Annotated in this window: 24 protein-coding genes; 7 read left to right on the forward strand and 17 right to left on the reverse strand. The window is 60.0% G+C overall.

Features of this window, described 5'->3' with window-relative positions:
• Nucleotides 1–36: 36 nt before the first annotated feature.
• From ACOYXG_RS18975 to ACOYXG_RS19010, 8 genes are all read right to left on the reverse strand, one after another.
• On the reverse strand, nucleotides 37–291 hold the full coding sequence (locus tag ACOYXG_RS18975) for a YkgJ family cysteine cluster protein (protein WP_027612393.1): 255 nt from the start codon (nucleotides 289–291) through the stop codon (nucleotides 37–39).
• Between the two features lie 165 nt (nucleotides 292–456).
• On the reverse strand, nucleotides 457–948 hold the full coding sequence (locus ACOYXG_RS18980) for a translation initiation factor 2 (RefSeq protein WP_150368313.1): 492 nt from the start codon (nucleotides 946–948) through the stop codon (nucleotides 457–459).
• Between the two features lie 78 nt (nucleotides 949–1,026).
• Nucleotides 1,027–2,466 carry an aminotransferase-like domain-containing protein gene (locus ACOYXG_RS18985; protein ID WP_003226969.1) on the reverse strand — a complete coding sequence of 480 codons (1,440 nt, stop codon included), beginning with the start codon at nucleotides 2,464–2,466 and terminating at the stop codon, nucleotides 1,027–1,029.
• A gap of 201 nt (nucleotides 2,467–2,667) precedes the next feature.
• On the reverse strand, nucleotides 2,668–3,480 hold the full coding sequence (locus ACOYXG_RS18990; RefSeq protein WP_460353370.1) for an OmpA family protein: 813 nt from the start codon (nucleotides 3,478–3,480) through the stop codon (nucleotides 2,668–2,670).
• Entirely contained in the window at nucleotides 3,477–3,833 is a 357-nt protein-coding gene (locus ACOYXG_RS18995; RefSeq protein ID WP_047598756.1) for a DUF4398 domain-containing protein, read from the reverse strand. The genes ACOYXG_RS18990 and ACOYXG_RS18995 overlap by 4 nt, the downstream gene beginning before the upstream one ends.
• A gap of 9 nt (nucleotides 3,834–3,842) precedes the next feature.
• Nucleotides 3,843–4,664: a substrate-binding periplasmic protein gene (locus tag ACOYXG_RS19000; RefSeq protein WP_330206535.1), complete on the reverse strand. Its 822-nt coding sequence runs from the start codon at nucleotides 4,662–4,664 to the stop codon at nucleotides 3,843–3,845.
• Nucleotides 4,665–4,744: 80 nt separating this feature from the next.
• Nucleotides 4,745–5,674: an electron transfer flavoprotein subunit alpha/FixB family protein gene (locus ACOYXG_RS19005; protein WP_007961977.1), complete on the reverse strand. Its 930-nt coding sequence runs from the start codon at nucleotides 5,672–5,674 to the stop codon at nucleotides 4,745–4,747.
• A 2-nt stretch (nucleotides 5,675–5,676) separates the two neighbouring features.
• Nucleotides 5,677–6,426, reverse strand: a complete 750-nt coding sequence (locus tag ACOYXG_RS19010) for an electron transfer flavoprotein subunit beta/FixA family protein (protein ID WP_003226982.1) — start codon at nucleotides 6,424–6,426, stop codon at nucleotides 5,677–5,679.
• 525 nt (nucleotides 6,427–6,951) lie between these two features.
• Between ACOYXG_RS19010 and ACOYXG_RS19015 the strand changes: the two genes are divergently transcribed.
• Nucleotides 6,952–8,616, forward strand: coding sequence for an electron transfer flavoprotein-ubiquinone oxidoreductase (locus ACOYXG_RS19015; protein WP_027612388.1), 1,665 nt, complete (start codon nucleotides 6,952–6,954; stop codon nucleotides 8,614–8,616).
• 183 nt (nucleotides 8,617–8,799) lie between these two features.
• Here the strand turns inward: ACOYXG_RS19015 and ACOYXG_RS19020 are convergent, their stop codons facing one another.
• On the reverse strand, nucleotides 8,800–9,690 hold the full coding sequence (locus ACOYXG_RS19020; RefSeq protein WP_007961974.1) for an AraC family transcriptional regulator: 891 nt from the start codon (nucleotides 9,688–9,690) through the stop codon (nucleotides 8,800–8,802).
• Nucleotides 9,691–9,880: 190 nt separating this feature from the next.
• Between ACOYXG_RS19020 and ACOYXG_RS19025 the strand changes: the two genes are divergently transcribed.
• Nucleotides 9,881–10,933 carry an NAD(P)-dependent alcohol dehydrogenase gene (locus ACOYXG_RS19025; RefSeq protein WP_027612386.1) on the forward strand — a complete coding sequence of 351 codons (1,053 nt, stop codon included), beginning with the start codon at nucleotides 9,881–9,883 and terminating at the stop codon, nucleotides 10,931–10,933.
• Here ACOYXG_RS19025 and ACOYXG_RS19030 read toward each other — a convergent pair.
• The 5 genes from ACOYXG_RS19030 to ACOYXG_RS19050 all read right to left on the reverse strand — a co-directional run bounded on the left by ACOYXG_RS19030 (nucleotide 10,930) and on the right by ACOYXG_RS19050 (nucleotide 16,098).
• A complete protein-coding gene (locus ACOYXG_RS19030; RefSeq protein ID WP_096794901.1) occupies nucleotides 10,930–11,733 on the reverse strand; it encodes an IclR family transcriptional regulator in 804 nt (267 codons plus the stop codon). The two genes, ACOYXG_RS19025 and ACOYXG_RS19030, sit on opposite strands and share 4 nt — an antisense overlap.
• A gap of 60 nt (nucleotides 11,734–11,793) precedes the next feature.
• Nucleotides 11,794–13,098 (reverse strand): MFS transporter, encoded by a 1,305-nt coding sequence (locus tag ACOYXG_RS19035; RefSeq protein WP_460353377.1) that lies wholly within the window; start codon nucleotides 13,096–13,098, stop codon nucleotides 11,794–11,796.
• Between the two features lie 173 nt (nucleotides 13,099–13,271).
• The gene (gene dgoD, locus ACOYXG_RS19040; protein WP_007961968.1) at nucleotides 13,272–14,420 is read right to left on the reverse strand and encodes a galactonate dehydratase; all 1,149 of its coding nucleotides are present in this window, start codon (nucleotides 14,418–14,420) and stop codon (nucleotides 13,272–13,274) included.
• 48 nt (nucleotides 14,421–14,468) lie between these two features.
• Nucleotides 14,469–15,089, reverse strand: a complete 621-nt coding sequence (locus ACOYXG_RS19045; protein WP_460353380.1) for a 2-dehydro-3-deoxy-6-phosphogalactonate aldolase — start codon at nucleotides 15,087–15,089, stop codon at nucleotides 14,469–14,471.
• A 19-nt stretch (nucleotides 15,090–15,108) separates the two neighbouring features.
• Nucleotides 15,109–16,098: a 2-dehydro-3-deoxygalactonokinase gene (locus ACOYXG_RS19050; RefSeq protein ID WP_096794898.1), complete on the reverse strand. Its 990-nt coding sequence runs from the start codon at nucleotides 16,096–16,098 to the stop codon at nucleotides 15,109–15,111.
• A 190-nt stretch (nucleotides 16,099–16,288) separates the two neighbouring features.
• On the opposite strand from ACOYXG_RS19050, the gene ACOYXG_RS19055 reads away from it, so the two are divergent.
• Nucleotides 16,289–16,735: a hypothetical protein gene (locus ACOYXG_RS19055; RefSeq protein WP_103369245.1), complete on the forward strand. Its 447-nt coding sequence runs from the start codon at nucleotides 16,289–16,291 to the stop codon at nucleotides 16,733–16,735.
• Nucleotides 16,736–16,778: 43 nt separating this feature from the next.
• On the opposite strand, the gene ACOYXG_RS19060 is transcribed toward ACOYXG_RS19055, so the two are convergent.
• The 3 genes from ACOYXG_RS19060 to ACOYXG_RS19070 all read right to left on the reverse strand — a co-directional run bounded on the left by ACOYXG_RS19060 (nucleotide 16,779) and on the right by ACOYXG_RS19070 (nucleotide 18,697).
• On the reverse strand, nucleotides 16,779–17,273 hold the full coding sequence (locus tag ACOYXG_RS19060) for a hypothetical protein (protein WP_460353384.1): 495 nt from the start codon (nucleotides 17,271–17,273) through the stop codon (nucleotides 16,779–16,781).
• On the reverse strand, nucleotides 17,266–17,556 hold the full coding sequence (locus ACOYXG_RS19065) for a hypothetical protein (protein ID WP_027612380.1): 291 nt from the start codon (nucleotides 17,554–17,556) through the stop codon (nucleotides 17,266–17,268). The genes ACOYXG_RS19060 and ACOYXG_RS19065 overlap by 8 nt, the downstream gene beginning before the upstream one ends.
• 661 nt (nucleotides 17,557–18,217) lie before the next feature.
• The gene (locus ACOYXG_RS19070; RefSeq protein WP_460353387.1) at nucleotides 18,218–18,697 is read right to left on the reverse strand and encodes a GNAT family N-acetyltransferase; all 480 of its coding nucleotides are present in this window, start codon (nucleotides 18,695–18,697) and stop codon (nucleotides 18,218–18,220) included.
• 215 nt (nucleotides 18,698–18,912) lie between these two features.
• Between ACOYXG_RS19070 and ACOYXG_RS19075 the strand changes: the two genes are divergently transcribed.
• From ACOYXG_RS19075 to ACOYXG_RS19090, 4 genes are all read left to right on the forward strand, one after another.
• Nucleotides 18,913–19,566, forward strand: coding sequence for an HD domain-containing protein (locus ACOYXG_RS19075; protein WP_115989165.1), 654 nt, complete (start codon nucleotides 18,913–18,915; stop codon nucleotides 19,564–19,566).
• Between the two features lie 97 nt (nucleotides 19,567–19,663).
• Nucleotides 19,664–20,008 carry a hypothetical protein gene (locus ACOYXG_RS19080; RefSeq protein ID WP_027612378.1) on the forward strand — a complete coding sequence of 115 codons (345 nt, stop codon included), beginning with the start codon at nucleotides 19,664–19,666 and terminating at the stop codon, nucleotides 20,006–20,008.
• 44 nt (nucleotides 20,009–20,052) lie between these two features.
• Nucleotides 20,053–20,310 (forward strand): hypothetical protein, encoded by a 258-nt coding sequence (locus ACOYXG_RS19085; RefSeq protein ID WP_096794892.1) that lies wholly within the window; start codon nucleotides 20,053–20,055, stop codon nucleotides 20,308–20,310.
• A gap of 63 nt (nucleotides 20,311–20,373) precedes the next feature.
• Nucleotides 20,374–20,754, forward strand: a complete 381-nt coding sequence (locus ACOYXG_RS19090; protein WP_460353391.1) for a Rho termination factor N-terminal domain-containing protein — start codon at nucleotides 20,374–20,376, stop codon at nucleotides 20,752–20,754.
• The last annotated feature ends 65 nt before the right edge of the window (nucleotides 20,755–20,819 follow it).

A 20,819-nucleotide genomic window follows, 5' to 3' on the forward strand; every position in this document is an offset into this window, starting at 1 on the left:
TATTCCTTATTGTTGAAGTTCCGTTCGTTTGACACATCACGCCGCCGTCATCTGCTCCCACCAGCCGATCAACCTGATCGCTTCTTCCGAGCTGCTGCCGCAGACTTCGACATCGGCGGCGAATCCTGAACAGACCGCCGGACGCTCCGGCTGGCCGAAAATGCTGCACAGGTTTTCGACCGAGAGTTGCACGCAACGTTCGCCGGCAGGTTTGCCGTTGGGCATGCCCGGAATGGCAGAGCTGATGGACGGGGCAATGCAGCAAGCGCCACAGCCTTCACGGCATTTCATGACGAGCAAGTCCTCGCGACGGGCAATGTGTTAAAGAGACACGGACAGAGTAACCGCTAAAACGGTTGTTTCAAATTCCCTGCACCGGGGTTTTTACCGATAACTGAATGTGACTGACCAGTCTCCGACAAAGCGTCTGGTCTGCGGGTCACGGGTCGATTGAATTTATTGCTTGAACTCGAAATCCAGCGCGGCGCCTTCGACTTCGCGGCGCTCTTCGTTGCGCAGCTGCAACTGCATTTCATTGCTGAGCAGGCGGCCGTTGAGCTGGAAGCCGCTGTTCTTCTCGCCAAACATCTGCGGCAGGATCGCCTCGTGCTTGGGCAGCGACACGGTGCCGGCAGGTTTGAGCTGCTGGACCATGTCTTTGGGCAGGCTCAGGTCCAGTTTGGCCGGCGGCAGTCTGGTTTTAGCCACTTCACTGGCCGGTTTTGACTTGGAGGCAATCGGGGGCCGCTTCTTCACCGGGGCCGCTTTCTTCTGCGGGGCTTTCTTCGTCTGAGCTTTCTTGTCCGCAACGGCTTTGTTGCTGGCCGTTTTGCTCGCCGGAGCTGACGCCGCAGGCTTTTCCTGAACGGCGGCTGCCATGACACCGGGCGCATGGCCCATCGTCAACACACCAAGCAAAATCCAGGCAGCAGGCAAAATCGCTTTCATGAGCCCCACAACACTAACGGCAGAGGGCCATATGCTCGCCTGTTGAGCGTCACAAGACAAGCACGGTGCGCCACTCGTTCAGAAACCGCCTGCGGTTTCCTGACACAGTTGAGTCGCCAGCAAACCGAGGGTCATCAGCGCCCTTTCCGCCTCGCGATTCCACGGCGTGCCGCAGTTCAGGCGGATGCAGTGGTTGAACTGCTCGGTATTACTGAAGATCAGCCCCGGCGCAATACTGATGCCCTGCTGCAAGGCGCGGACGTGCAATTCCTGGGTATTGACCCTGCCCGGCAGACTCACCCAGAGGATGAAACCGCCCGTGGGCCGGGTCATTTGCGTGCCTTCGGGGAAGTACTGCTGCACCGCCAACTGGAACGCGCTGAGGTTTTTTCGGTATTCCTGGCGGATGTACCGTAAATGCCGGTCATAACCGCCATTTTCCAGATAAGCGGCAATCGCCATTTGCGTGACGCTGCACGCCGAATGCGTGGTGAAGGTCTGCAGACGCTGGATTTCCTGCTGATACTTGCCGGCGATCATCCAGCCGACACGCACGCCCGGCGACAAGGTCTTGGAAAAGCTCGAGCAGTAGATCACCCGATCCAGTCGATCGTAGGCCTTGAGGGCTTTGGTGCGGCCCTGTTCGAACATCAACTCGCCATAGATGTCGTCTTCGACGATCTGGATATCGAAGTCCGAAGCCAGGCGCAGCAGTTGTTTCTGCCGCTCTTCCGGCATGGTGCCGCCCAGCGGATTGCTCAGGCGAGTGGTCAGCACCAGCGCCTTGATTGACCATTGGTTCGCCGCCAGTTGCAAGGCTTCGAGGCTCATGCCGGTGGCCGGATCGCTGGGGATCTCGATCACTTTCAGGCCCAGCAGGTCGGCCAGTTGCAGCAGACCGTAATAGGTTGGCGATTCGGCGGCGATCAGGTCGCCCGGACGAGTCAGCACCCGCAGCGACATCTGCAGCGCATCGACACACCCGTGGGTGATCACCACTTCTGAAGGATCGACGACGACCCCGGCATCGCGCATGCGGATCGCCACTTGCCGACGCAGCGGTTCGAAACCCGGGCTGAACATGTAACTGAACGCGCGCGGACTATGGAATCGGGTGACCTTGGCCAGTTGTTGATGCAGCGCGCGCACCGGGAGGTAATCGACACTCGGCACCGCAGCGCCCAACGGGAACACCCCTTCGCGCCGCGATTCGACCAACACTTGCTGAATGATGCTGGCGCGGGTGACCAGTCCTGGCCGCTCGACCCGGGCGATGTCCGGGGTCGGCGCTGTCAGTGCCGGGGTCTGGTGCACGTAGTAACCGGACTGCGGCCGTGCACGGATCAGGCCCTGATCTTCGAGGTTGGCGTAAGCCTGCAACACCGTTGCATGGCTGACATTGAGCTGCGAACTCATCTTGCGCACCGACGGCACGCGTTCTCCGGGCTGATAGACACCGCGCCGGATGTCTTCCGCCAGCTGTTGAGCAATACGTTGGTAGAGCAAGAGGTTGGTCATGACGCAGCACTCGATTTCACGGGCATTTTATTCTTGTGTGAAACAATACCGGAACAGTTTAGAAGTGTACTGGGACAGTTGCCACCATAGTCGACCGTACAGTGCAGTGTCAGCTACAACTGTACGGATTTGCGCGCTATTCGACAGACGTAAAAAAGCCCGGCGCTGCATGACAGGCCGGGCTTTCCAGAGACGCAGCCCTCAGCGGGCGGCGCCGAGCTGGCCTTTTTCGTCGGAGAACACAATTTCCACCCGACGGTTCTGTGCCCGCCCGCGCTCGGAAGCGTTGACGTCCACCGGGTATTCGTCGCCGTAACCTTCGACCTGAATCCGCTTGTCCTCGATACCCAGGTCCATCAGCACATCGGCCACCGCCTGTGCGCGATCACGCGACAGCTTGAGGTTTTCCTGTTTGCCGCCGGTGCTGTCGGTGTAGCCCTCGATGCGCACCACGCGTTTCGGGTTGAGCTGCAGGAACTGCACGATCTTCAGCACCACGCGGTTGGCCGAGTTTTTCAGCTCCGCTTCGCCGGTGTCGAACAGCACGTCGCCCAAGGTCATGACCAGACCGCGATCGGTTTGCGTGGTGGCCAGCGCAACGATCTGCTCCTCGAGCCACTTGCCCTGCTGCTGCACGCTCAGCAGTTTGGACTCACGCAGGGCCAGTTGCAGGCGCTGGCGTTCCAGCTCGAGCTTCGCCGCGCGCTCTTCGTTGAGCACCAGATTGGTGTGTTCGCGGGCGATTTCGCTATAGCGCTGACTCAGGTAGGCGTAATGCACCACGTCCGAGCCACTGCCCCAATAGGTCGACAGGCGATCGGCACGGGCCAGCGACTCACCGGCGCGGATCACATCCTTGGGCGCGATACGCAGCACGTTGGAATCTTCCTTGACCTTCTGGAAGTCGCTGCTGGCCTGCTGCAAGGCGGCTTCGCTGTGTTGACCGGCGCAACCGTAGAGGCTTGCACAACCGGCCAGAATCAACCCGCCGAGGGCTTTGGACTTGAGGCTCATTGGGCATCTCCCAGTTGCTTGCGCAGACGGATGATGCGGGTGTTGAGCACGTTCAGTTGCTCTTCGCTCTTTTGCGTCAACACCTTGGCTTCTGCCAGACGTGCGTCCAGCTCGGCCTGTTCGGCGCGCATGCGGGCGTTCTTGAAAGACTCGTCGGTCATGTTGCCCTTGGCCCGGTTGAACTTGTCTTCGGCCAGTTTCATTTCCGGCAGTTCATCGGCGGTCGCACCGACAGCCTTGGCCTGGGTGATGGCCTGCTCGGTCAGGCGCATTTGCTCATTGGGCGCAGGATCGTTGGCGCAGCCGGCCAGGGCCAGAACGGCCATGGCCGCGAAAAGAGGTCGAATACTCACTAAGAATCCCTACTGTTTTGGGGCACTGACAGGTGGCTGCGGCTGTTGCTGCTGAGCCTTCCAGCGCTCGATGTTGCGTTGCAGCGCGGCTTCGGTCAGTCCGGACGCGGGCAATTCTGTCATCTTTTTAGCGAGCTGTCCGCGCAACCACGGATCGTTGCAGGCCGAGTTGTGCGAAACCGCGAGGAACAGTCCCGGTCGGTCGATCGGTTGCTCGAACGCCAGCAGATCATTGGCCATGCCCAATGCCTGCGCGGCGGCCATGCCCGAGTAGCGACCGGCGAGTACGTATTCCACTTCACCCAGCAGAAGTTTCTGAAAGGCCTGAGTGAGGTTTGCCGTCCGCGTCAGGGTCAGATTCTGCTCGGCGAAAGTGCCGAATGCCTGGGTCATTCGAGACTTTTCCGACAACCCGCCAGTGTGCCCGTGCAAATCCCTGGCTTCGCTGTAGACCAGCGTCGAGCCTTTGCGCGTCCACACCAGATAGTCGTTTTCCAGCAACGGTGGATAGATGTAATCGAGGTTTTCCAGTTCGTTGAACATCAGCGGCGTGTCGGCCAGCATGTCCATGCGTCCGCTGCGCACTTCATCAAGGGCCTGCGCGCGTTTGCCGGCGTAGAGCAGCTCGACCTTGATCCCCAGATCCTTGGCCACTTGCTGCAACAGATCGGCACTGGCGCCGATCAAGTGCTTGGGATTCTGCGGGTCCTGCCACAGGTACGGTGGCGCATCCGGGCTGCCAGTGACGACAAGGCGCTCGCATTTGCCGGCGGCCGCAGCCATCCCCGGCAACAGGATCAATCCCAATAACAGCCAGCGACGCAGATCCATGGCAAAACACTCCCACGCAAATTCGAGACAAAAAAAAGCCCGACCATAAGGCCGGGCTCTTTATAAGTGAAGCTGCCGGATTAGACCAGCTTCTCCAGCTCAGGTACCGCTTCGAACAGATCCGCCACCAGACCGTAATCGGCCACCTGGAAGATCGGCGCTTCTTCGTCCTTGTTGATCGCAACGATCACTTTGGAGTCTTTCATGCCGGCCAGGTGCTGGATCGCGCCGGAGATACCGACCGCGATATACAGCTGTGGCGCAACGATCTTGCCGGTCTGACCGACCTGCATGTCGTTCGGTACGAAACCTGCGTCGACCGCAGCGCGCGAAGCACCGACGGCGGCGCCCAGCTTGTCGGCCAGGGCGTACAGGTGTTTGAAGTTGTCACCGTTCTGCATGCCACGACCGCCGGAAACGACGATCTTGGCAGCGGTCAGCTCTGGACGATCGGACTTGGCCAGTTCTTCGCTGACGAAGCTGGAAGTGCCGGCGTCGTGCGCAGCAGCAACGGCTTCAACAGCCGCCGAACCACCTTCAGCGGCAACCGGGTCGAAACCGGTGGCGCGCACGGTGATCACTTTGATCGCGGCGGTCGATTGCACGGTAGCGATAGCGTTACCGGCGTAGATCGGACGCTTGAAAGTATCGGCGCTTTCTACCGAGATGATCTCGGAGATCTGGTCAACGTCCAGTGCAGCGGCAACGCGCGGCAGGATGTTTTTGCCGTTGGACGTGGCGGCAGCCAGGATGTGGCTGTAGCCCTTGCCCAGCTCTGCAACCAGCGGCGCAACGTTTTCCGGCAGCTGATGCGCGTAAGCGGCATTGTCAGCGTTCAGGACTTTGCTTACGCCAGCGATTTTCGCAGCGGCTTCAGCCACGGCGCCAGCGCCCTGACCTGCAACCAGCACGTGAATGTCGCCACCGATTTTGGCAGCAGCAGCCACGGTGTTCAGTGTGGCCGGGGCCAGCACCTTGTTGTCGTGTTCGGCGATTACCAAGATAGTCATGATTAGATTACCTTCGCTTCGTTTTTCAGTTTCTCGACCAGTTCAGCCACCGACTTGACCTTGATGCCTGCGCTGCGTGCAGCCGGCGCTTCGACTTTCAGGGTCTTGTTGGTGGAGGCGGTGGAAACGCCCAAAGCGTCCGGAGTCAGCACTTCGAGAGGCTTCTTCTTGGCTTTCATGATGTTTGGCAGAGACGCGTAGCGCGGCTCGTTCAAACGCAGGTCGGTGGTGACGATCGCTGGCAGTTTCAGGGAAACGGTCTGCGCGCCGCCGTCGATTTCGCGGGTCACGGCAACGCTGTCGCCGGAGACTTCGACTTTCGAGGCGAAAGTGCCCTGACCGTAGCCGCTCAGTGCAGCGAGCATCTGGCCGGTCTGGTTGTTGTCGCTGTCGATCGCCTGTTTGCCCAGGATCACCAGTTGAGGCTGTTCCTTGTCGACCACAGCCTTGAGCAGCTTGGCCACGGCCAGCGAAGTCAGGTCTTCAGCGGATTCGACGAGGATGGCGCGGTCGGCACCCAGAGCCAGTGCGGTACGCAGCTGTTCCTGAGCGGTGGACGGGCCGATGGAGACGACGACGATTTCAGTCGCAACACCTTTCTCTTTCAGGCGTACGGCTTCTTCCACTGCGATTTCGCAGAACGGGTTCATCGACATCTTGACGTTGGCGAGGTCTACGCCGGAATTGTCCGCCTTGACGCGGACCTTGACGTTGTAATCCACAACGCGTTTGACAGCTACAAGAACCTTCATGGATTCCTCGTTACTCTCCGGTGAAAAGAAAGTCGCCTAGGCGAACCTGGCGGTTGATGCTCATCGGGCACAAGGGCACCTCTAAAAACGCCGGCGGGGGGCGATGACCGTTCGTCAGTGGTGACCAACAAGTCATTGAATCGCACGGTGTGTAAACTGCGCGCCGGACTTGCGCTGCGCATCACCTTGTACTGCCTGTGCCCTGTCTTTAGAGGTGCTCTTGAAACCGCCAGTCTGCCTACGGCGAGCGCAAAACCGCCCGTATCTTGACCGGAACGCCTATTCCGGTCAATACGGCAAAATGGCCGTTCATAAGCCGCGCTTCTTTGATTTCTCTGGGCTGGAGCCGATTCAAACAAACGTTTGTATTGGACGCTCGGAGTGGTGTAGATATAATGCGCCGCCTAGAGAGAAAGGTGGTTTACCCATTATTACCCTTGACGTTAACGTAAAGGCAATAACGGATGCGACACCGAACCTCCAAATTAGAAAAAAAACTGTTGAGCCTTGAGTAGGAGATAGCCTGTGGAACGCGAATACATGGAATTCGACGTGGTCATCGTCGGTGCCGGCCCCGCTGGCCTGTCCGCCGCCTGCCGTCTGAAGCAGAAGGCCGCCGAAGCCGGTAAGGAAATCAGCGTCTGCGTGGTCGAAAAAGGCTCCGAAGTCGGCGCACACATCCTTTCCGGTGCCGTGTTCGAACCACGTGCTCTGAACGAACTGTTCCCGGACTGGAAAGAACTCGGCGCCCCGCTGAACACTCCGGTCACCCGCGATGACATTTTCGTGCTGAAAAACGCCGACAGTGCGCAGAAAATCCCTGACTTCTTTGTGCCCAAGACCATGCACAACGAAGGCAACTATATTATTTCCCTCGGCAACCTGTGCCGCTGGCTGGCCCAGCAGGCCGAGAACCTCGGCGTAGAAATCTACCCGGGCTTCGCCGCTCAGGAAGCGCTGATCGACGAAAACGGCATCGTGCGCGGGATCATCACCGGTGATCTGGGCGTCGACCGCGAAGGCAACCCGAAAGAAGGCCTGTACACCCCGGGCATGGAACTGCGTGGCAAGTACACGCTGTTCGCCGAGGGCTGCCGTGGCCACATCGGCAAGCAACTGATCAAGCGCTACAACCTCGACAGCGATGCCGACGCCCAGCACTACGGTATCGGTCTGAAGGAAATCTGGGAAATCGACCCGGCCAAACACCAGCCAGGCCTGGTGGTGCATACCGCCGGTTGGCCGCTGGACATCATGGGCACCGAAAACACCGGCGGCTCGTTCCTCTATCACCTGGAAAACAACCAGGTGGTGGTCGGTTTGATCGTTGACCTGTCCTACAGCAACACCTACCTGTCGCCGTTCGACGAGTTCCAGCGCCTCAAGCATCACCCGGTGCTGGCCCAGTACCTGGAAGGCGGCAAGCGCGTCAGCTACGGCGCCCGTGCGATCTGCAAAGGTGGCCTGAACTCGCTGCCGAAAATGGTCTTCAAGGGCGGCGCGCTGATCGGTTGCGACCTCGGCACCCTGAACTTCGCCAAGATCAAGGGCAGCCACACCGCGATGAAGTCCGGCATGCTGGCCGCTGAATCGGTGGCCGACGCACTGTTCGCCGAAAAGGATGGCACCGAAGAGCTGACCACTTACGTCGACGCTTTCAAGAAGAGCTGGCTCTACGACGAACTGTTCGCCAGCCGTAACTTCGGCCCGGCGATCCACAAGTTCGGCGCGATCGTCGGCGGTGGTTTCAACTGGCTGGACCAGAACATCTTCGGCGGCAAACTGCCGTTTACCCTGCACGACACCAAGCCGGATTACGCTTGCCTGAAGCTCGCGGCCGACTGCAAGAAGATCGACTATCCGAAGCCGGACGGCAAACTCAGCTTCGACAAACTGAGCTCGGTGTTCATCTCCGGTACCAACCACGAAGAAGAACAGCCGTGCCACTTGAAGCTGACCGACCCGAGCATCCCGATCAGCAAGAACCTGCCACTGTACGACGAACCGGCGCAGCGCTACTGCCCGGCCGGCGTGTATGAAGTGATCACCAAGGAAGACGGCGAAAAACGCTTCCAGATCAACGCCCAGAACTGCGTGCACTGCAAGACCTGTGACATCAAGGACCCTTCGCAGAACATCACCTGGGTCACGCCGGAAGGCGCTGGCGGCCCGACTTACCCGAACATGTAAGGCGTATCGCTGAACAACGAGGCTCCCGAAACGGGGGCCTTTTTGTTGCCCAAAATTCCTCTGACACCACAAAACAACTGTGGGAGCGAGCCTGCTCGCGAAAGCGGTGTGTCGTTAACAATGATGTCGACTGCTACACCGCCTTCGCGAGCAGGCTCGCTCCCACAGGGGATTATCGTCTTATCAGGCTACGCGCTCATCACCAGGGCTACGCTCGAAGTAGCGCTTGTACTCACGACTGAACTGCGACGTACTCTGATACCCCACCCGATGCGCCACCTGCGCCACGCCCAGCCCTTCGGCGACCAGCAAGGTCTGCGCCTTGAGCAGGCGTAAACGCTTCAGGTACTGCACCGGCGACAACAGCGTGCTGCGCTTGAAGTGCTCGTGGAAGGACGAAACGCTCATGTTCGCGCAACTGGCCAGAGTCTCGACATTCAGCGGCTCGGTGTAATGCGCATGCAGGTGACTGATCGACGCCGCGACCCGGGCGAACTGCCCCTGCTGCTCGACCAGCGCGCGCAACACATCGGCCTGCGGCCCGCGCAACGCAGTGAACAACAATTCACGCACCCGCGCCGGCCCGAGAATCTGCCGCTCCAGCGGATCGTGCAGGCAGCGTAACAAGCGTTCGACGCAGCCACGCATGTCATCGTCGAGCACCACCGAGGTCATCGACTCCGGCGTCTGCGCCGGGATATGCCGCCCGGGCGCCAGCCCCATGGCCAGCACCAATTCACCGAGCAGCACCCGGTCGATGGCCACCGACACCCCCAGCAACGGCGCATCCGGCAAGGCAAAGGTTTCGCACTCGAACGGCACCGGCAGCGCCTGAATCAGGTAGTGCCCGGCGCCGTACTCCATGGTGCGCGGGCCGAGGAACGCCAGTTTGCTGCCCTGAGCGATGATCATCAGGCTCGGTTCATAAATGTGCGGGCCACGCGCCACGTCGCAACTGGCGCGCAACACCTGCACGCCGGGCAACCCGGTCTGGCTGTAACCATCGCAGAGCGCCAGCGGCTCGATCAGCGAAACCAGTGTGGCATTGGCATCAAGGTGACGGGTCAACTGCATCGGAGGGGTCTTCAAAAAAGTCACGGAAAAAGGCATGCAAGCATCATCGCAGATCCTTTTGCCAATGCGCTTGCCCAGACCTGCATGCCGGAGGATTAGGCATGAGACCCGGAGGAATCGTCATGGCCGCAGCGGCAGACGGCGCCCAAAATGCGCCACCTCACCTGTCACTGCTTCTGCGAGGTTCCTCATGTACACCGCTATCGGTTATGCCGCCCAATCGGCCACCACTCCCCTCGCCCCGATGAAATTCGAACGCCGCAGCCCACGCGCTGACGACGTGGCGATCGAGATCCTCTACTGCGGCGTCTGCCACTCCGACATCCACCAGGCGCGCAACGAATGGGGTATCGCGGTTTATCCGTTGATGCCCGGCCACGAGATCGTCGGTAAAGTCACCGCCGTTGGTGCGAACGTCACCCAACATAAAGTCGGCGATCTGGTCGGTGTCGGCTGCATGGTCGACTCCTGCCGCACCTGCGCCGCCTGCCAGCAGAACCTCGAGCAATACTGCCTCGAAGGCCCGACCATGACTTACGCCACCCCAGACCGGGTCGATGGCAGCAACACCATGGGCGGCTACTCCGACAGCATCGTGGTCAGCGAGCACTTCGTCGTGCGCATCCCGGAGAAACTCGACCTGGCCAGCGCCGCGCCGATCCTCTGTGCCGGCATCACCACCTATTCGCCGCTCAAGCACTACGGGGTCAAGGCCGGCGACAAGGTCGGGATTCTCGGCATGGGCGGCCTCGGCCACATGGGCATCAAGTTCGCCAAGGCGATGGGCGCGGAAGTCACGCTGTTCACCCGTTCGGCGAGCAAGGCTGAGGAAGGTCGTCGTCAGGGCGCCGATCACGTGATCGTCTCCACCGATGCCGAGCAGATGGCTGCCGCTGCAGGCCGGTTCGACTTCCTGCTGGACACCATTCCGGTGCAGCACGACCTCAACCCGTACCTGCAAACCCTGCGCTTTGATGGCGTGCACATTCTGGTCGGCCTGATCGAACCGATCGATCCGCCCGTGCATGCTGCCAACCTGGTGCTGGGCCGCCGCGTACTGGCCGGTTCGTTGATCGGCGGCATTGCCGAAACCCAGGAAGTGCTGGATTTCTGCGCCGAGCACAACATCACCTGCGACATCGAAATGCTCGACATTCGCCAGATCAACGAGGCTTACGCGCGGATGATTGCCGGTGACGTGAAGTATCGCTTCGTGATCGACATGGCGACGTTGAAGCTTTAAACCTTCAGACCGAGTTCTGCCGAGAGCCGGGCTGTGACCCCTTTGATCAGGGGAATCAGCTCGGCCATTTTTTCCAGCGGCATGTACGGCACGGTGCTGGCGATACTGATCGCCGCCACTATGCGCTTGCTCGCATCACGAATCGGCGCCGCCACACAGCGGATCGACGGTTCGTTGTCTTCCAGATCGAAGGCGTAGCCACCGGCCACGTACTCGGTCATGCGCTGTTCGAGCTGTTCCCACGACTGCTGGGGATGCTGCGGCCAGAACTGACTCTTCCCACCCGCCGGCAGGCTGATGTCGTACAGGCGCTGCCAATCCTGTGGCGCATCATCGAGCATCAACGCCTTGCCGATCCCGGTGCGTGCCAACGGCATCCGGTGGCCGACCCGCGAACGCATTTCCGGGCCGTTGCGCCCCGGATTTTTCAGCAGATACAAGACCTCGTCGCCCTCACGAATGCCCAGGTGCACGGTGTCGCCGGTCAGCGCCGACAACTCGTCCAGATACGGCCCGGCCAGACTCACCAGCGGCAACTCTTCGCGCGCCTGAAACCCCAGTTCGATCAACTTCGGCCCCAGCAGATAGCCGATTTGTGGCACCACGCGCAGGTAGCGCTCATCGACCAGGCAACTGGCCAGACGATGGGTGGTGCTGCGCGTGGTGCCGATCAACCGGGCGATCTCTTTCAGGTCGCGGGCACCACTGGCCACCGCCTGCACCACACCCAGGCCGCGAAGCAGCGTCTGGGTGCCGGTGGGTGCGGCGTCCTTGGTTTTTTCCGGGGCGTCTTCCTGCATATCCAGCCTTTACCGTTGAGCGAGGGAACGGGCGGCATTATGGTCGCCCGACGCAGACGACTACAACTCGATACGTTCGACCTTGCCCACCAGCAGCACGTAGGACAATGCACCGATCAGCGCCAGCACCGCGATGTAGGTGATCGCCGGGGCGAACGAATCACCACTGGCGAGGAGACCGATGACAATCGGCGTGGCAATTGCCGACAGGTTGCCGATGAAGTTGAACACCCCGCCGGTCAGCCCCAGCAGCCGCGCCGGAGCGAGGGTCGAGACCAGCGACCAGGTGATCGAGGCCAGACCGTTGCCGAAAAACGCCAACGCCAGGAAGGCGATCACCAGCGGCGTCGATTCAACGAAATTGGCGCCGATGATCGAGGTGGAAATCAGCAGCCCGCCAATGATCGGTAGCTTGCGCGCAAAACCCACGCTGCAGCCACGGCGGATCAACAGGTCGGAAAAGAATCCCGAGCACAGCACGCCGACAAAGGCCGCGAGAAACGGCAGCGATGCCAACAGGCCGGACTTGATGAAGTCCATGCCGCGATATTTCACCAGGTAGGTCGGGAACCACGTCAGGAAGAACCACAGCGTCGAGTTCAGACAGAACTGGCCGAGGTAGATGCCCCACAACTTGCGTTTGCTCAGGACGATGCCGAGATCGGTCCAACTGAACGAGGCCTTGGATGCTTGCGCCTGAATGTCTACCAGTCCGCCACCCTCGCGGATCAGGTCGATCTCCGCGTTGTTGGCGCCCTTGAAATCCCGCGGTTCGCGGTACACCGCGTACCAGATCGCCGCCCAGATAATGCCCGCCGCACCGGTTGCGACGAACACCATGTGCCAGCCGAACTCATGTTGCAGCCAGGCCAGCACCGGGGTCAGAAACGCCAGGCCGACAAACTGCCCGGAGGTGTAAAAACCAATCGCCGTGGCCCGCTCACGCTCGGGAAACCAGGTGGTGACCACGCGGCTGTTGATCGGATAGGCCGGTGCTTCCAGCGCGCCGACCGCCATGCGCAGCACAAACAGCGCAATGAAACTCGCAGCGAAACCGAGCAGCACCGTGGCCAGCGACCACAGCAGCAGCGCGACACTGTAGAGGATGCGCGGCGGCACCCGATCCACCAGCCAGCCGCCGGGAATCTGCATCGCGGCGTAGGTCCAGCCGAACGCGGAGAAAATCAGCCCGACGTGAACCGGGTCGATGCCCAGTTCACTGGTCAGCGCGGGCGCGGCGATCGACAGGTTGCTGCGGTCGAGGTAGTTGATGACCACGGTGATGAACAGCAACACCATGATGAAAAACCGCTTGCGGCTAGGCGTGACTAAAGACGCCTGCCCGGTGAGGGTTTGCGTTGGCATGGGGGGTGCCTCTTCTTATGATTATTTGAGGACAGTCGTAAAACTTGCGCCGAACCCTGTGGGAGCTGGCTTGCCAGCGATAGCGGTGCATCTGTTACATCAATGTCGGATGTGCCGCCGTCATCGCTGGCAAGCCAGCTCCCACAGTGGATTTTGGGTGGGTCAGAAGGGACTCACCACTCGGCAAAACTGCCATCGGCATGGCGCCAGATCGGGTTGCGCCAGCGGTGGCCGACCGCCGCACGTTCGATCACGTATTCCTCGTTGATCTCGATGCCCAGCCCTGGCCCGTTCGGAATCTTCACGAAGCCCTGGTCGTAGTCGAACACTCGCGGATCCTTCACGTAGTCGAGCAGATCGTTGCTCTCGTTGTAATGGATACCCAGACTCTGCTCCTGGATAAACGCGTTGTAACAAGCCGCGTCCAGTTGCAGGCACGCCGCCAGCGCAATCGGCCCCAGCGGGCAATGCAGCGCCAGCGCCACGTCGTAGGCTTCGGCCATGTTGGCGATCTTGCGGGTTTCGGTGATACCGCCGGCATGCGAGGCATCGGGCTGGATGATGTCGACATAGCCTTCGCTCAGCACCCGCTTGAAATCCCAGCGCGAGAACAGCCGCTCGCCAAGGGCGATCGGCGTGCTGGTCAACGGTGCCAGCTCTTTCAGCGCTTCGTAGTTTTCACTGAGCACCGGCTCTTCGATGAACATCAGTTTGTACGGGTCGAGCTCCTTCATCAGCACCTTGGCCATCGGCTTGTGTACCCGACCGTGGAAGTCGACGCCGATACCGACGTTCGGCCCGACGGCATCGCGCACGGCGGCAACGTTGGCCAGGGCCAGATCGACTTTCTCAAAGGAGTCGAGGAACTGCAGCTCTTCAGTGCCATTCATTTTCACCGCAGTAAAACCCCGGCTCACCGCCTCTTTCGCGGCGCGTGCGGTGTCGGCGGGACGGTCGCCACCGATCCACGAATACACACGAATCTTGTCGCGCACCTGACCGCCGAGCAGATCGCTGACCGACACGCCGAGGGCTTTGCCCTTGATGTCCCACAGCGCCTGATCGATGCCGGCCAGTGCACTCATGTGGATCGCGCCACCACGGTAGAAGCCACCGCGGTACAACACAGTCCAGATGTCCTCGATGTTGCGTGGGTCTTTGCCGATCAGGTAGTCGGACAATTCTTCAACGGCAGCGGCGACGGTGTGGGCACGGCCTTCGACCACAGGCTCGCCCCAACCAGTCACGCCCTCATCGGTTTCGACCTTGAGGAAGCACCAGCGCGGCGGGACGATGAAGGTGGTGAGTTTGGTGATTTTCATCTGCTTGTCTCTCTTGTTAGATGCAGCGCACGCAGCGCCGGATAAATCTCAGCGAAGGGCTTTCCAGGCAGCCACGTAGGCCTTGGCATTGGCCGCCACTTGCTCAGTCGTCATGCCCGGTTTGAACAGGCCGGAACCGAGGCCGAAACCTTTCACGCCAGCGTCGATGAACGCCTGCATGTTATCCGGGGTAATACCGCCGACCGGTGCCAGCACCGTCCCGGAGGGCAACACCGCGAGCCACGCCTTGACCACCGCCGGGCCCATCTGCTCGGCCGGGAACAGCTTGAGAATGTCCGCGCCCTCCTCCAGCGCCGCGAACGCTTCGGTCGGCGTGGCGACACCCGGCGACAGGTACAGCCCCGCCGCTTTCGCCGCACGCAGCACTTTGGCGTCGCTGTGCGGCATGACGATCACCTGGCCGCCGGCCTCTTTCACCAATTCGACCTGCTCCGGCGTCAACACCGTACCGGCACCGATCAGGCAATCGGCGGGCAAGGTCTGACGCAGGATGCGGATACTTTCGTACGGAGACGGGGAATTGAGCGGTACTTCGATGACGCGAAATCCGGCGGCATACAGGACTTCTCCGACAGCAGCGGCTTCCTGCGGATGCAGGCCACGCAGGATTGCGATCAGACCGTTTTGTGCCAATGCTTGCTTGAGCATGTCAGGCCTCCAGTCAGGGTTAACGGGATAAGGAATCGAGCAGCCCGGCCGCCAGCGCCAGTTGCCACAGACCACGCTCGGTGGCCTGCTCGGCCAGCGTGACGCGCGCGAAACCGCAGGCATCGAGGGCACGGCCGTAACGGGCGCAGAGTTGCGCGTTGCCGATGAGGATGATCGACGGCAGATGCGCACTATTGCGTCGGCGTCGCTGGGCTGCGGCAAGCGCCACCAGTTCATGGCCAATCATCAGGCCAGAGAGGTAATCCGCTTGCGCCGTCGGCGCCAGTTCGCCGGTCAGGCCCAGGGTGCGGGCACTGAATAATGTGGAGAGCACGCCCAGTTCGCCGTCCGCCGACAGCGCCACTTGCACGCCACGGTCAAATGCCACGCCGTCGAACGCCGCACCCTGTTGCTGGGTACGCCCGAGAATGCTGTGTTCACTAAGCACGGCGAACACTTCGCCGGTCATGAAGGTGTCGAAATGAGTGATGCGGCCCTCGACCACCTCCACCCACTTGGAGTGGCTACCCGGCAGACCGATCAACAGATCGCCGCCCGCCTCGGCCGGCAGGTTCTGCAGTACGCCGAGGACCTGGGTTTCTTCGCCGCGCATCACATTGGGCAGACGCGAACGCTGGATCACCCCCGGCACGATATGTACCCGCGTGCCGCGCAGACTGACCAGTGTTTGTAAGGAATTTCCGAGATTGGCGACGTTCGCCGGCGTCTCGCAGTAGGCCGCTTCGCGCCAGCCCTGGGCGCTGCCGACCATCCCGCAGGCGATCACTGGCAGATCCGGCTGCGCCTCGAGCCAGTCGCCACACGCCTCTTCGAAGGCCAGTTCAAAGCCGTCGGCGCATTCACCACCGTGGATGACTCGCGGCGTCTTCGGTAACTGCATGATCCCGGACGACAGCGCACGCTGCTCCAGCACCACCCCGCCCGCCGCGAGTTTGTAAGCACGTAATGAGGTCGTCCCCCAGTCGAGCGCGATCAATTGCGCCTGCATCGCTTCACCTGTTTTGTTTTTGGCAGTGAGTGCGACGGACTATAAACCTTGGCGCAGGAAAATCTCAATATATAAATATCATTCCCATATTGTGGGATTTACAAGTGTAACAGCCGTTTCTTCGCCAAATCTCTAAAATGCCGATCCCATTCACGCGACGACCGCTCTCGACAGGTTCAAGGAAGAAAAAATGAAAACCGCTTTAAAGGCGTTACTGCTCTGCAGCGCACTCTGCTTCGCGGCGATTGCCAGCGCCTTGCCCGCTATCAAGGAGGGTGATATCTGGGCTTACAACACCCGGCCGGGTGAAGAAGCCTCGACCTTGACCATCCTCAAAATCGAAAGCTATCCGCACTACGGCACCGTCGTGCATATCCGCGTTGATGGCATTCGGATGATCAACCCGGTCACCGGAGGCGAGTTCACCGCAATGCCCCACCTGCCTTTCCAGGCCGAGGCTTTGCAGCGCAGCCTGACTCGTCGCGTGGGAGAGACGGCGCAGATTCCGGATTTCAGTCAGGGCTACACCTACTGGAAAGCGGCCTTCGATGAAGAGAAGGCCGGGGCTTTCAAGATTTCCGTGCGAAAGACACTTGATGGGTTGCTCAGCGGTCATTGGGAATCCGCAGAGAAATGAGCATCAGAACAAGGCTTCCTATGATCAGGCAAGAAGCCCAATCTCAATACTTGTCAACTTCCTTAAGCAGCTCAGCAACAGGAATATTCATCACTTCTGAATAGTAGATTTTGTAGGAGTAGGAGTTGATTCTGACTTTGCATGCGATTGTTTTTCGCCCCGCTAATACAGTGCTTAAGTCCTTGCTGCTCATCAGCGTTTCACTCGTTGAGTCTTTCACACGATAAAACATGAGATCCGCTTTGAAAGTGGATCCGTCTGCAGGCTTCAGAGGCTCAATCCATCCTTCACCATATTCATTCAGATTGCGCGACTGCGAAAAATCTCTACTCTCCCCCAAAGCACAAAGCAGCGACTGACTTATCTTGGACTTGAAGAGTTTGTCGACATCGACGTCGGACGAAAAACTGACTTGGTAAATGTTTCGATCCAAGTAGCGCTCCACCCCCAAATACTCGATTTTTGCAGTAGGTTTTCCGTGGCTGATCGCACATGAAGCACACATCGAAAACATCAAAATCAGAATAAACTTACGCACATTTCCTTCCTTTAAAATGCAACACCACCGATTCCATCAGAACATCTCTGGCTGACAGCCCGGCGCCAAGATCGGCAATATAAATGGCCCATGCATCAGCGTGGTTAACGTCAACCCTGCCATTCATGTTCGGACCGCTCTTCATATCCCACTGTTCTCCGAAATCAGCCACCAGGTCGGAAAAATTCCAGTCCTTGGCATCGGCTCTCACATTCACCCAATATTCAGCCTTAGGCGCGGGCTCTTTTTGATGCTCGCTCGCCCATCCCGTCGTCGTACCCACGTTCTGTCCTCCAAGCGTGAAACCGTCGAGCCGTCGCTTTGGCTGCTCAAGCCGTTGGCACACGCGGTGGCGTTGTGTCTGGTGGCGGGCAGTGCGCAGTCACTACGAAATCCTTTTTGAAATGGCGGTCCCATAAAGAGCCCGCCATTGAGTTTCAAGATTTTTAGTTCAGAGGACGGCCAATGCCGTTGCAAACGCTGGGGTTGTTGATATCGAGGTTATTGCTTGCCACACTTTGGTTGCCAAAGATGCCGCAGGCCTGCAAAAACCTGCTGTTACGTCATAGGCAGTTGGCGGAGGGCGCGACCGAACGGATGTCACGGCTGCAGCCGTTGCGGGGTGGTTGCAGATGACAGAAAGGAGAACCCGAGGATGGTGCTTTTGAGGGTCGGGTGATGCTGAAGTCCTGGTAAAAAAGTCTGAATTATTTGTTGTTCTGACGGGCGCCTTCGCGAGCAAGCCCGCTCCCACAGGTTCTTGCGGTGTGACATATATTGCATTAACAACTCTGTCCCCTGTGGGAGCGGGCTTGCTCGCGAAGAGGCCAGACCAGACGACCTCGGAATCAGCTACTGCACCAACTGGTTGATCTCAATGATCGGCAACAACACCGCCATCCCGGTGGCGGCAATCACTTCAGCATCGGATTGCCATCATCTCCTCAGCCTTCGGCAAACTCACGCAACACCTTGCCATCCATGCGATAGCGCACCCACTCTTCTAGCGGCTGCGCACCGAGGGATTTGTAGAATTCGATGGCCGGGGTGTTCCAGTCCAGCACGCTCCATTCGAAGCGTCCGCAGTCATTGTCGCAGGCGATTTTCGCCAGATGCCGCAACAGGGTTTTGCCGGCACCGCCGCCGCGTTGTTCGGGGGTGATGTAGAGGTCTTCGAGGTACAGGCAGTTGCTGCCGAGCCACGTCGAATAGCTGAAGAAGAACACTGCAAAACCGATAGGCACACCGTCACGCAGGCAGATCAGGCCGTGGGCGGTAGCGCCTTCGCTGAACAGGCTGCGCTCGATGTCGGTGACACTCGCAATGACTTCATGGCGGGCCTTTTCGAAATCTGCCAGTTCGGTGATGAAGGCGAGGATTTGCGGCGCATCGCTGGGGGTCGCCGGGCGGATTTCGATCGTCATGAACGGGCCTTGTCGGAAGTTGGAAAGCGCCATACTAAGGCCGGATGCGGCGCTCGTCACATGGCAACACAGAGAATATCCTGCGCCGATATTGCAATGTGTGTGCGGGCTTGCTCGCGAAAGCGCTCTGACAAACAACAATGATGGTGACTGGATTGACGCCTTCGCGAGCAAGCCCGCTCCCACAGGAACTTCGCCAGTCTGAAAGGATGCTCATGAACACTGAGATTTTTATGCCCGTGGAGGCGCTTGCAGCAGCACTGCTGCCCCACGCCCTCGAACCCGGCGACGACGGTGCCCACGACCTCGCGCACCTGCAACGGGTCTGGCACAACGCGCGCACCTTGCAGGCCGAGGAAGGTGGCGACCTGGAGGTGTTGCTCGCTGCCGTGCTGCTGCACGATTGCGTGTCCGTGGAAAAAAACTCGCCGCTGCGCTCGCAGGCTTCGCGTCTCGCCGCAGAAAAAGCCGCCAGCGTGCTGGCCGATCTGGACTGGCCCGAAAGCAAAATCAGCGGCGTCACCCACGCCATCGAAGCCCACAGTTTTTCCGCCAACATCACCCCGCTGACCCTCGAAGCGAAACTCGTTCAGGACGCCGACCGGCTCGACTCGCTGGGCATGCTCGGCGTTGCCCGCACCTTCTACGTCGCCGGGCGCATGGGCAGTGCGCTGTATGACCCGCTCGACCCTGAAGCCAAGGAGCGCGACTACGACGACACACGCTTCTGCCTCGACCACTTCCAGACCAAGCTGCTGCACCTCGCCGACGGTTTCCAGACTGGCGCCGGTCAGCGTCTGGCGCAGATCCGCCATCAACGCCTGAAGGGTTTCATGGAGCAGTTCAAGGAAGAAATCGGCCTCGACTGATAATCCTGTGTCTCGACCGTTCGTCGTTCATCAGGCACCAATCCGATTCGAGGGCAGACCAAATACAGGTAAGGATTCCAATCACTGGAGAAGCCCTATGATCCCGTCAAGGTTGACTGCCCTCGTTTTCGCCGCCCTGCTGAGTCCTGCGGTGTTCGCCGCCTCCACCACCGCAGCGGGCACAGGCCCCACCGACCCGGTTCCACCGCCACGCGCGCCCGCCATCAACAGTGCCCCCGGCATGAACACCGATGGCTCCGGCGTACCCTTGATCAACCAGCCACCTGCCACTGGCACCGACCCACGCACCCAAGGCAGTGACCCCGGTCGCCAGGGTGGCATGAACACCCCTGACTCCCCCGCCACACCCGATAACGCCGGCCCCGGCATCGGCTCGAAAACCACCACCGGTGGCTCGGGCTCCGAGGGCGGCAGCCAGTAGTTCGCCGACGCGAGCGTCCTATTCACATCCATGAAGAGGTAACCATGAACGTCGATAAAAACCTGGAAAAAGAAGTCCTCACCCGCCTGCTGCATGCTCATCCAAGCGGACTGGGCAAAGAGGTGCTGGACAATTATCGCGGCGAGAAAGTGGTGGCCAGCGCCCTCGCCTCCCTGCAGGATCGCGGTTTGATCCACCATGGTCATGTGACTTGCAACGAGGCCGGCGAACACTCGTTGAATCTGCCGATCAAGCTCAGTGCGGCTGGCGTCGAAGCGGCGCGCAAGCTGGATCTGCAGTAGACCTCAGGCCGCTCGCTGCCGGTGCGGCGAGCGGCCGAATCTGCACAAAAGAGGAGAAATCCCATGCCTCGTGGAAGCAAAGACAAATACACCGCCGAACAGAAGCGCAAGGCCGAACACATCGAAGACAGCTATGAGAAAAAAGGCTTGTCGAAGGATGCAGCCGAAGCGCGGGCCTGGGCGACGGTCAACAAACAGTCGGGCGGCGGCGAAAAGGCTGGCGGTTCCGGACGCAAGAAACCGGCGAGTGCCAAGTCCGAAGACCGCAAGGAGTCGTCACGACGCGCAGTGGCCAGTCGCGGGGGACATGCGCGCGACAGCAAGGCGTCGCGCGAGACGCAGACTGTCGACAGTCTGCGCAAAGAGGCGCGGGCGAAGAACATTGCCGGGCGTTCTTCGATGCGCAAGGATGAGCTGATTGCGGCGTTGCGCAAGGCCGGCTGATCCATATTTTGTGCTGAGCCGTATGGCCTCTTCGCGAGCAAGCCCGCTCCCACATTGGAGTTGTG

The organism is Pseudomonas sp. G3-39 (assembly GCF_054790485.1).